Origin of the sequence: Rhizobium sp. L9 (assembly GCF_002531885.1) — a bacterium.
In the GTDB taxonomy this organism is placed as follows: domain Bacteria; phylum Pseudomonadota; class Alphaproteobacteria; order Rhizobiales; family Rhizobiaceae; genus Rhizobium.
Genome location: NZ_NWSZ01000014.1, coordinates 107337 through 117252, shown reverse-complemented (window position 1 = coordinate 117252; position 9916 = coordinate 107337). Strand labels below are relative to the sequence as shown.

Below are 9916 nucleotides of genomic sequence, written 5' to 3'. Positions count from 1 at the left end.
GGGTCGAGCTTCACGAGAACACTGCCTTTCCGATAACGGGAGTGGATGGGACGGCGATATCGCGTGGCTCCAGCGGTATGGCCCCATACGCCAGGCGGCCGGCATCGATCGCAAGCGCGAAGGCCTCGGCAATGCTGGCGGGATCTCCGGCGCCGGCAACGGCGGTGTTGAGGAGAACGGCATCATAACCGTACTCCATGACGGTGGCGGCGTGAGACGGGCGGCCGATGCCGGCATCGATGATCAGCGGCACATCCGGAAAGTGCGCCCGGAACGATCGCAGCGCCATCGGGTTCAGCGGCCCTTGAGCGGAACCGATCGGCGCGCACCAGGGCATCAGGACGCGGCAGCCGGCTTCCAGCAGCTTTTCGGCGACGACAAGGTCGTCGGTCGTATAGGGGAAGACCTGAAAGCCCTCGCCGGTCAGGATGCGGGCCGCTTCGACAAGGCCGAAGACGTCAGGCTGCAACGTATCGTGATGTCCGATGACTTCGAGCTTGATCCAGTCGGTGCGGAAGACGTCGCGCGCCATCTTCGCCGTCAACACGGCCTCCTGCACGCTGTGACATCCGGCCGTATTCGGCAGCACTTGCACGCCAAGCTCGCGGATCAGGTCGAAGAAGGCGCCGCCTGCTTTGCCGCCGGCGGCTTCGCGGCGAAGCGAAACGGTGACGATCTCGGTCTTCGAGCGCTTGACCGCCTCTGCCAGCACAGCTGGAGACGGATAGCGGGCGGTGCCGAGCAGCAGTCGGGAGCGGAATTCAACATCATAAAGTTTCAGCATCTCAGCCTCCTTGCATGGGTGAGAGAATTTCGATGCGGTCGCCTTCGCCGAGCCTGAAATCGCCGCGGTCCTCACGGTGCACCAGCTCGCCGTTCACTGCGGTCGCCAGCCATTCGCCTTCGTAGTCGAGAGCGAGAAGAAGATCCGCGAGCGTCGCGGCTGCGACCTCCTGTTCCTCGCCATTGATGATGAAGGTCATGATGCCCTCCTTTCCGAGTGCTTGTCTTTTCCAAGAAGAAGCCGCGCCACCTCCCCTGCCATGGCCGGCGCCAGCAGAAAGCCGTGGCGGTAGAGGCCATTGACATGGAAGATGCGCCCCTCCTGCGTCACCCGCGGCAGATTGTCGGGATAGGCCGGCCGCACGCCCGCGCCGGTCTCGGTAACCCGTGCCTCGCCGAAGGCAGGATTGACGGCATAGGCGGCATTCAGCAACTCCATCAGCGAACGCGCGGTAATCGGGCCGATGTCGTTGCTTTCGATCATCGTCGCCCCGATCATGAAACGATTTCGCTGGCGTGGCACGATATAAATCGGGTGGCGCGGATGCAGCAGGCGAACGGGGCGAGAGAGAGTGACCTCGTTCGTTTCGACGCAGAGCATCTCTCCGCGAACACCGCGCAATCCGGGCAGGCGGCCGATCTGGGCAGCCCCGGTGCAGTCGATCACGCGATCGTAAGGGGCAAGGTCAGCATCGCCCGTAACGCCGAATGTGAGACGCATGCGGGCTTCTTCAAGTCCGGCGGCGAGCCCCGAGAGCGCCTGGCGCGGATCGAGATGCGCTTCCTGCCGGAAGAACAATGCCCTGCGGAAGCGGCCAGCGAGATCCGGTTCAAGCGTCGCGATCGCCGGCTCGTCCAACCATTCCCATCCGCTTGTCCGGCGGCAAAAGCGGTCGAGTTCGCCGGCATCTCGCCCGGCCGCCACCACAAGCGTCCCCCGGCGATTGACATGGCCGGGCAGCGCTGCCTCCCACCAATCGGCGGCAAGACGGCCGAGCGCCAGGACCGGCTCGTCTGCGCTTTCCCTTTCGCACCATGGAGCCAGCATGCCGCCGGCAAAGCCGGAAGCACCGGCGCCGACCTCGTCGGCTTGCTCAGCGACGCTGACCCGGAAACCGTGCCGATGGAGCTGCCAGGCAACGGTGAGGCCGGCAACGCCGGCCCCCTTGACGAGAACATGCATCGTCATTCTCCGGCAAGCGTTTTCGCAGCCTCGGCGACCGGCATGTAGAGGTCGCCGCCATCGCGATATCTGGCGGCCATGGCTTCCAGTCCTTCTTTCTGCGCTTCGGCGCGAATATCGTGGGAAATGCGCATGGAACAGAATTTCGGGCCGCACATCGAACAGAAATGCGCCACTTTGTGGGCCTCCTTCGGCAGGGTCTCGTCATGGAAGGAACGCGCCGTATCCGGGTCGAGGGAGAGGTTGAACTGGTCTTCCCAGCGGAATTCGAACCGCGCTCGCGACAGCGCATCGTCACGGATGCGGGCGGCCGGATGGCCCTTGGCGAGGTCGGCGGCATGCGCGGCAATCTTGTAGGTGATGACACCGGTCTTGACGTCGCTGCGGTCGGGCAGGCCCAGATGCTCCTTCGGCGTGACGTAGCAGAGCATGGCCGTGCCGAACCAGCCGATCATCGCGGCTCCGATGCCGGAGGTGATGTGATCATAGCCCGGTGCGATGTCGGTGGTCAGCGGCCCGAGCGTATAGAAGGGAGCCTCGCCGCAGACCTTGAGCTGCTTGCCCATGTTCTCCTTGATCTTGTGCATCGGCACGTGACCTGGGCCTTCGATCATCACCTGGCAATCCCTGGCCCAGGCAATCTTGGTCAGTTCGCCGAGGGTTTCGAGCTCGGCAAATTGCGCAGCGTCATTGGCATCGGCGATCGAGCCGGGGCGAAGGCCGTCTCCAAGCGAGAAGGAGACGTCATAGGCACGGCAGATGTCGCAGATTTCCTCGAAATGCTCGTAGAGGAAACTCTCCTTATGGTGATGCAGACACCACTTGGCCATGATCGAGCCGCCGCGTGAGACGATCCCGGTGACACGATTGACGGTGAGCGGGATATAGGCAAGCCGCACGCCCGCATGGATGGTGAAATAATCGACGCCCTGCTCGGCCTGTTCGATCAGCGTATCGCGATAGACTTCCCAGGTGAGATCCTCTGCAATGCCGTTCACCTTTTCAAGCGCCTGGTAGAGAGGCACCGTTCCGATCGGAACCGGCGAATTGCGAATGATCCATTCGCGGATGTTGTGAATGTTGCGGCCGGTGGAAAGGTCCATAACCGTGTCGGCGCCCCAGCGGATCGCCCAGACCATCTTTTCCACCTCTTCCGCCATCGACGAGGTGACCGCCGAGTTGCCGATATTGGCGTTGATCTTCACCAGGAAATTCCGGCCGATGATCATCGGTTCGGTTTCCGGGTGGTTGATGTTGGCCGGAATGATCGCGCGGCCCGCCGCGACCTCCCGCCGAACGAATTCGGGCGTCACGAAATCGGGAATATCAGCGCCAAAGCTTTCGCCGTCGCGCGCGAGCGCCTCCTTCGCAGCCTGCCGGCCGAGGTTTTCGCGGATGGCGATGAACTCCATTTCCGGCGTGACGATGCCGGCACGCGCATAGGCGAGCTGGGTTACGGCGCGGCCCGCTTTTGCCTTCAGCGGCGTGTTGCGAAGCGGGAATTCCGGCGTCAGCCGCTCGCCGGTGACAAAACCATTGTCTTCAGGCTTCACCACCCGGCCTTCATAGGCCTCGACATCGCCACGCGCCCTGATCCAGCTCTCGCGCAAACGCGGCAGTCCGGCGTCGATCGAGACCGTATAGGCCGGATCAGTATAGGGACCGGAGGAATCATAGACCGTCACCGGCGGTTCACCGGAGGTCGGGTGAAGGCTGATTTCGCGCATCGGCACGCGCAGATCAGGATATAGCGTTCCGGGCTTGGCGATCTTGGTCGAGGCCGGAAGCGGGCCGGTGGTGACGACCGGAGTAAGCTTGGGTGCGACAATATTCATGGGTGAGGCTCCAAGGTTTGACGTTTGGAGACCCAGTTCCAGTGTTGGAATGATGGAAAGACGCCTCATACGACAAAGCGAAATCCGCCCGACAGCCGCAGCGTCTGCACCGTCCCTACGCCAGTATGAACTGGATCAGGTTCAACGGGTCACTGCGCCACAACAGGCAAAGCCATATTGTTCAGCAGAATCTCAGCCCCTTGCCGGGACACCCCTGGTGAATGCCCTGCATCAAAGACCGCTGCGGCCCTGATGTCAAGCCGACCCTCACGCGTTCCCATCCGGACCTTTTGAGTCGGCGGCCAGTCCGATAGAGCAGCATTGATTGTGGATGGGCCAGCTCCGCCGGCCCATTTCACTCGCCAGGACGCTGCCGTCCATGCTCTGAATATTCGTGGCATGGTCTCATGTTTTGCTGACGGGCGATAACGTCCGTTTATTTGTCAGACGGCGCCTGCTCGATCACTCTATCGCAACACCATTCTTGCATTCATGGCCTATCGTTTCGTCCACACTGCCGATCTCCATCTCGACTCTCCCTTGCGCTCTCTCGCACTTCGCAACGCAGAGCTGGCCGACCTCGTGAGTGACGCCAGCCGACAGACGCTGGTCGCGATCGTCGATCTTTGCCTTGAGGAGCAGGTCGACGCGCTTGTCATCGCCGGCGATCTCTATGACGGGGAGCAGACGTCGATGAAGACGGCGCGCTTCCTGGCGAGTCAGCTGGAGCGGCTGCACCGGGCGGGCATTGTCGTCTTCAAGATCCGCGGCAATCACGATGCCATGTCGAAGATCGCTCGGGAACTGGTGATGCCTGATACGGTGAAGATCTTCGGCGGCCATGCCGAGACCGTCGAGACCACCAAGGGCAGCTTGTCGGTCGCAATCCACGGTCTGAGCTTCGCCAAGCCGCAAGCCCCGGACCCGCTGCTGCCGAAATTCAAGCCGCCGGTAGCAGATGCCGTCAATATCGGCATCATGCATACGAGTCTGGCCGGATCGGCCGGACATGATGTCTATGCGCCCTGCAACGTGCTCGACCTGCATGCCTCGGGTTTCGACTACTGGGCGCTCGGGCATCTCCACCAGCGCAGCCATTATCCCGGCACGGCGACGGTCATCATGCCCGGCATGCCGCAGGGCCGCGACATCAATGAAGCGGGCGTCAAGACCGTGTCGCTGGTGACCGTGGCCGACGACCGGACCGTGACGGTCGAGGAGCGGCGTACCAGCATCGCGCAGTTCGAGCGCGTCAATGTCGACCTCACGGGTGTCGATGATTGGCGTGAGGCAGCCATGATGGTCGAGACGGCCCTGATGGCGCAGCGCGACCGCACGGCTTCGCCGCATCTTGTCGCACGCCTCAGGCTTTCGGGCCGCACGCCGCTCTCCTGGCAGCTGCGGCGCGATGTCGACCTCATGCAGGCCGAAGCCGAGCGGCGCAGCGACGCGATCGGCCGCACCTGGATCGAGAAGCTGGAGCTCGCCTTCGAAGCGCCCTCGATCCCCGCAGACGCGGTCGCCGCCGATCCCGTCGTCGAACTCGGGGCGCTGATGCGGGACGAGGTCATCACCCGCAGCGGATTTCGCGACGAGGTCAGGGAGATGGTCCGGGACCTGCTTGCCGACCTGCCGCCCGAGAGCCGGGCATTTGCCGGCCAGAACGAGGCGGGTTTTGAACGCTTCATCGACTGCCTTCTCGCCGATGGCGCCGAGGACATCGCCGCCCGGATGAAGGCGGTGGATCGGGGAGACAGCTGATGCGTCTGCGCCGCCTCGACCTCACCCGCTATGGCAAGTTCACCGATCACTCCATCGATTTCGGCGCGGCCCGTCAAGGTTCGCCGGACTTGCACATCGTTTATGGCCTGAACGAAGCGGGCAAGTCGACCACCTTCGCCGCCTATCTTGATCTGCTCTACGGCATTGGTGAGCGCAGCACCTATAATTTCCTGCATCCCTACAATACGATGAAGGTCGGTGCGCGGCTGGAATTTGGTGGCTGGGAATACGAGCTGGCGCGGCTCAAGCTGCGGACCGGCAGCCTCGTCGATGATCGGGGACAAGCTGTGAACGAGGCGCTCCTGGCCGGCGCGCTTGGAGGCGTCGGTCGCGAGGCCTATCGCACCATGTTCTCGCTCGACGATCAGTCGCTCAAGGAAGGCGGCAACGCCATCATACAAAGCAAGGGCGAACTCGGCGAATTACTGTTCTCGGCCAGCTCAGGCCTGGCAGGCCTGAGCCGTTCGCTGGTGACCGCAGCCGACGAAGCCAACGCGATCTACAAGAAGCGGTCGTCGAGCACCAAGCTCGCGGAACTCAAGCGTTCGCTCGAAGCGCTCAAGGCCGAGCGCAATGCTATGGACACGCTTGCCTCCACCTATTCGGCCCTGAAATCGACTTATGAGCAGGCCGACGCTGCCTATGGCAAAACCACGCGGGAACTGGCCGAGGCCAAGACCCGGCATCAGGAGCTGACGCGCCTTCTCGGCGCCCTACCCGCGGCCCTAGAGCTCCGGCGGCTGGATGCAGATGCAGCCGCCATGAGCGATCTGCCGCGGCCGCCGTCCGAATGGTTCGCGCTCCTGCCGCAGCTTTCGCGCGACGAGACGCGGCTGCAGGCGCTTGTCGATACCGCCGACCGCACGCTGCGCCAGCTTGCGGATGAGATCGAGGCGATCGCGATCGACGACAAGGCGCTGGCGGTCACCGCGCATATGGACCTGCTGGATCAGGGTCGGGCGCGCTATCTTGCGGCTGAGAGCGATCTGCCGAAGCGCTGGCTGGCGCTGGCCGAACAGGAGGGTGAGTTGGTCCGACTGCTGGCCGATCTCGAACAGCCGGGCCATGCGAAACCCGAGGCGCTGCTGCTGCCCGCTTCGCTGATCGGCATCATCCGCGATCTTATCGAACGGCGTTCCGGCGTCGAGGCGAAACTGGCAGCCGCTGATCGGGAACTGTTGCGAGCGCGGGAGAATCTCGAAAGGCTGAACAGGGAAGGCGGCTCGCGAGATGGATCTGGGCTCCTGGATCCTGCGCGTTTCGGCCGCATCGAGATCGCCCTGAGCCGGCTGGCGGGATCTGATCTCCCCGTGCGGCTTACCATGGAAGAACGGACACTTGTCCAGGCGAAGCGAACGCAGGAGAACCAGTTTGAACAGCTCGCACCCTGGAGCGGCAACGCCGTCGCTCTGCAGCGGACGGCCGCGGCAGAGCCTCGACAGATCGAAGCCTGGCGTGGCCAAGCGACTGCTATCGACAAGCGGATTGGCGATCACGAGGGAAGGCTGCGCGATCTCGGCACCGAACAGGCGCTGACCAAAGCCCGGATCGCGGCCTTAGTCGCCGGCGGTTCGATCGACGATACCGAGGCCGCGCGGCTGCGCGATGAACGCGATGCCGCCTGGCAGGCGCATCTCACCAGTCTGAATGCCGCCACGGCTCGGATTTTCGAGGAGCGGATGCGGCAGGACGACGTGGTATGCGCCGGCCGGCTGTCGCGGGCGCAGGAACTGGCCGAGCTGCGCCAACTCCGCCAAGCGGAAGCGGCAACGGCAGCAATGATCGAGCGGCAAAGGGAACTGCTTGGCGAAGCGCGCGCCGAACATGATGCGCTTGCCGAGCGCATCGGTGATCTGCTGCCTGAAAACATCGAATATGACGCCGAAGCCGCGGCGCGCGTGGCCGCACTCGACACTTGGAGCACCAAGCGAGCCGCGGCGCTGGCCGCCTGGGACGATCTGCAACACGCAGAAGACACGGTGCACGCGCTTCGCATCGAACTGGATAGGCATGCCGCAACGCTTGCGGAGAGCCTTGCAGAAGCCGGTCTTGATGACGCAGACCAGCGACCGGTCGCCGAGCTGATGCAGGCTGCAAATGATATACTCGCCGCCGGCAGAGCCGAGCGGGCGGCGCGGCAGGCGCACGAAAAGGCGGTCGGTGACCTCAGCCACGATCTCAGGGAACGACAGCGCGACCGGCAGGAGGCGGAAGCCGCCATGGCGGCCTGGGAGCGGGAATGGGCGGGGGCGCTGTCGCGAACCTGGTTTGCCGACAAAGCCGGTTCGATGGCGGCCGTCCGAGCAATGCTGAACGCGCTCGCTGCACTGCCCTCCATCCTGAAGGAAAGAGATGACCTCGCAAGTCGTGTTGCCGCGATGGAGCGCGACCAGCAGCAATTTCGCGAGCATATCGCCGGTCTTCTCAGAGACTGCGGTCTCAGCCAACCGGCCGTGGATACGCTCGCCTCCGCAAACGCGCTTGTGGAACGTCATGAGGCGGCACGGCATGCGGCTCAGCTTCGGGCAGACCGGCAGGCGGATCTCGAAAGACAATTGGAAAAACGGCTTGCGCTGGAGGAGGAATTGGCCGTTCACAATGCCCGCAAGGACGAATTGACCGGCTATTTCGCCGCAGACTCGCTTGCTTCGGTGGAAGTATTGCTCAACCAGTCCCGAGAGCGGGACCGGCTGGAAGAGCGGGTCGCCACCTTACGCCGCCAGATCGCCGAGGCATTGCGCGCTGCGAGTTTTTCCGAAGCCGAACGGCGCCTTGACGGTGTCGACGCCGCTGCGGTCGAGCGCGACGCCATCGAGCTTGGCGCCCGGATCGAGGATCTCACCGAGCGTGCGAAGCTTCTCTATTCCGACGTGTCGCTGGCGCGGCAGAAGCTCGAGGCCGTCGGAGGAGACGACGCCGTGGCCCGGATCGAGGCCAAGCGCCGAACCATTTTCCTTGAAATCGAGGAACTGGCCGTGCGGCATCTGGCGCTGCGCGCCGGCATGCTCGCGGCCGAACAGGCACTGCATATCTATCGCGAAAAACATCGCAGCTCGATGATGAACCGCGCATCGGAGGCCTTTCGCCTGATCACCGGCGGCAATTATTCCGGCCTGACGACCCAGCCCGATCGGGATAAGGAGATATTGATCGGCGTGTCGCGCGACGGTGGTTCGAAGCTTGCGGACGCGATGTCGACCGGCACTCAGTTCCAGCTGTACCTCGCGCTGCGGCTGGCGGGTTACGAGGAATTCGCAGCGTTTCGCCGGCCGGTACCCTTCGTCGCTGACGACATCATGGAGAGCTTCGACAATCCCCGCTCCGAAGAGGTTTTCCGCCTGCTCGGCGAAATGGCAAAGGTCGGACAGGTTATCTACCTTACCCACCATTGGCATCTCTGCGAAATCGCGCGAGACGTCGTTCCGAACGTGACCATACATCAACTGCCGTGACAGGGCGCAAAGAAACGGGCGCCACTTCTGCGTTTCGGCAGGGAGATCAATCTTGCCACGGATCCAGCACGATAATGCCCATGCCCTCGAAATCCCGGACATTGCGGGTAACGACGGTCAGGCCGTGAACCAGGGCGGTCGCGGCAACCAAGGCATCGGCTTCATTGCGCCGGTCTGGAACATGCAGATGCGCGCAGCGGGTCGCGACCGCATCGTCGATCGATAGGATACGGTCGGCGAATGCTGGTCGAACCAGATTTTCCAGCCACGCACGCAGACGAGCGCCTTGCGCCGCATCGCGGCGCTGTACGCCGAGTATTCCACGTTCCAGTTCCAGGATCGTCATGGCGGAGATGCATAGGCCTGTTGCATCTTGCGCTCCAGCCCATGCGACCACATTGGCATCGGCCTTGCCGTCTCCGACCTTGCGAAGTTCGGAAACAACATTGGTGTCCAGCAGATATTTCAAGATAGATCGATTCCTCGGGGGGCGATCTCAACACGAGGCACTTCGAAATCGATATTCGAGAGGCCTGGCATGGAGAGAGCATCGACGAGACTGCGAGGCTTGCCGGTTAGCCGCTCGAATTCGTCATAGGTCATCAACACGTGGGATGGCTTCCCGCGATCCGTGATGATGACCGGACCATTTTGTGCCGCCTTCTTTGCCCTGCTCACGTCGTGATTTAGTTCGCGGCTGGAAAGACGTGTCACGCTCATAATCCACCTCTGATGTAGGCACTTACCTACATATAGCATTCGGAGAATGAAAGGCAAAAGATCAGCCGACCGTTTCGCGGCAGGAGACGTCGGGTCACGATCGCGAATCGATGCGGGGTTACACGAGCGATGTCGGGATATTGGCTTCCCACATCATCTCT

General features: G+C 62.9%; 8 protein-coding genes and 1 riboswitch. Of the genes, 2 read left to right on the top strand and 6 right to left on the bottom strand.

Annotated elements, in window-relative coordinates:
* Nucleotides 1–10: 10 nt before the first annotated feature.
* The 4 genes from CO660_RS16780 to thiC are packed head-to-tail and all read right to left on the bottom strand — an operon-like array spanning nt 11 to nt 3801.
* Nucleotides 11–784 carry a thiazole synthase gene (locus tag CO660_RS16780; protein WP_097599664.1) on the bottom strand — a complete coding sequence of 258 codons (774 nt, stop codon included), beginning with the start codon at nt 782–784 and terminating at the stop codon, nt 11–13.
* Nucleotide 785: 1 nt separating this feature from the next.
* Complete coding sequence (gene thiS / locus CO660_RS16775; protein ID WP_097599663.1) at nt 786–983, bottom strand: sulfur carrier protein ThiS; 198 nt, start codon at nt 981–983, stop codon at nt 786–788.
* Complete coding sequence (gene thiO / locus CO660_RS16770; protein WP_176536297.1) at nt 980–1966, bottom strand: glycine oxidase ThiO; 987 nt, start codon at nt 1964–1966, stop codon at nt 980–982. The genes thiS and thiO overlap by 4 nt, the downstream gene beginning before the upstream one ends.
* Nucleotides 1967–1968: 2 nt before the next feature.
* The gene (gene thiC, locus CO660_RS16765) at nt 1969–3801 is read right to left on the bottom strand and encodes a phosphomethylpyrimidine synthase ThiC (RefSeq protein WP_097599661.1); all 1833 of its coding nucleotides are present in this window, start codon (nt 3799–3801) and stop codon (nt 1969–1971) included.
* Between the two features lie 94 nt (nt 3802–3895).
* Nucleotides 3896–4027: riboswitch (TPP riboswitch) on the bottom strand.
* 266 nt (nt 4028–4293) lie between these two features.
* Between thiC and CO660_RS16760 the strand changes: the two genes are divergently transcribed.
* Nucleotides 4294–5562: a DNA repair exonuclease gene (locus tag CO660_RS16760; protein ID WP_097599660.1), complete on the top strand. Its 1269-nt coding sequence runs from the start codon at nt 4294–4296 to the stop codon at nt 5560–5562.
* On the top strand, nt 5562–9035 hold the full coding sequence (locus tag CO660_RS16755) for an AAA family ATPase (protein WP_097599659.1): 3474 nt from the start codon (nt 5562–5564) through the stop codon (nt 9033–9035). Before CO660_RS16760 ends, CO660_RS16755 begins: the two co-directional genes overlap by 1 nt.
* 46 nt (nt 9036–9081) lie before the next feature.
* Here the strand turns inward: CO660_RS16755 and CO660_RS16750 are convergent, their stop codons facing one another.
* Both CO660_RS16750 and CO660_RS16745 read right to left on the bottom strand, forming a co-directional pair.
* Complete coding sequence (locus CO660_RS16750; RefSeq protein ID WP_097599658.1) at nt 9082–9504, bottom strand: type II toxin-antitoxin system VapC family toxin; 423 nt, start codon at nt 9502–9504, stop codon at nt 9082–9084.
* Nucleotides 9501–9755 (bottom strand): type II toxin-antitoxin system Phd/YefM family antitoxin, encoded by a 255-nt coding sequence (locus CO660_RS16745; RefSeq protein WP_097599657.1) that lies wholly within the window; start codon nt 9753–9755, stop codon nt 9501–9503. Before CO660_RS16745 ends, CO660_RS16750 begins: the two co-directional genes overlap by 4 nt.
* Between the last annotated feature and the right edge of the window lie 161 nt (nt 9756–9916).

Coding starts and splice junctions, on each gene's coding strand:
- CO660_RS16780 (WP_097599664.1), bottom strand. CDS start 784: ATGCTGAAACTTTATGATGTTGAATTCCGCTCCCGACTGCTGCTCGGC.
- thiS (WP_097599663.1), bottom strand. CDS start 983: ATGACCTTCATCATCAATGGCGAGGAACAGGAGGTCGCAGCCGCGACG.
- thiO (WP_176536297.1), bottom strand. CDS start 1,966: ATGCATGTTCTCGTCAAGGGGGCCGGCGTTGCCGGCCTCACCGTTGCC.
- thiC (WP_097599661.1), bottom strand. CDS start 3,801: ATGAATATTGTCGCACCCAAGCTTACTCCGGTCGTCACCACCGGCCCG.
- CO660_RS16760 (WP_097599660.1), top strand. CDS start 4,294: ATGGCCTATCGTTTCGTCCACACTGCCGATCTCCATCTCGACTCTCCC.
- CO660_RS16755 (WP_097599659.1), top strand. CDS start 5,562: ATGCGTCTGCGCCGCCTCGACCTCACCCGCTATGGCAAGTTCACCGAT.
- CO660_RS16745 (WP_097599657.1), bottom strand. CDS start 9,755: ATGAGCGTGACACGTCTTTCCAGCCGCGAACTAAATCACGACGTGAGC.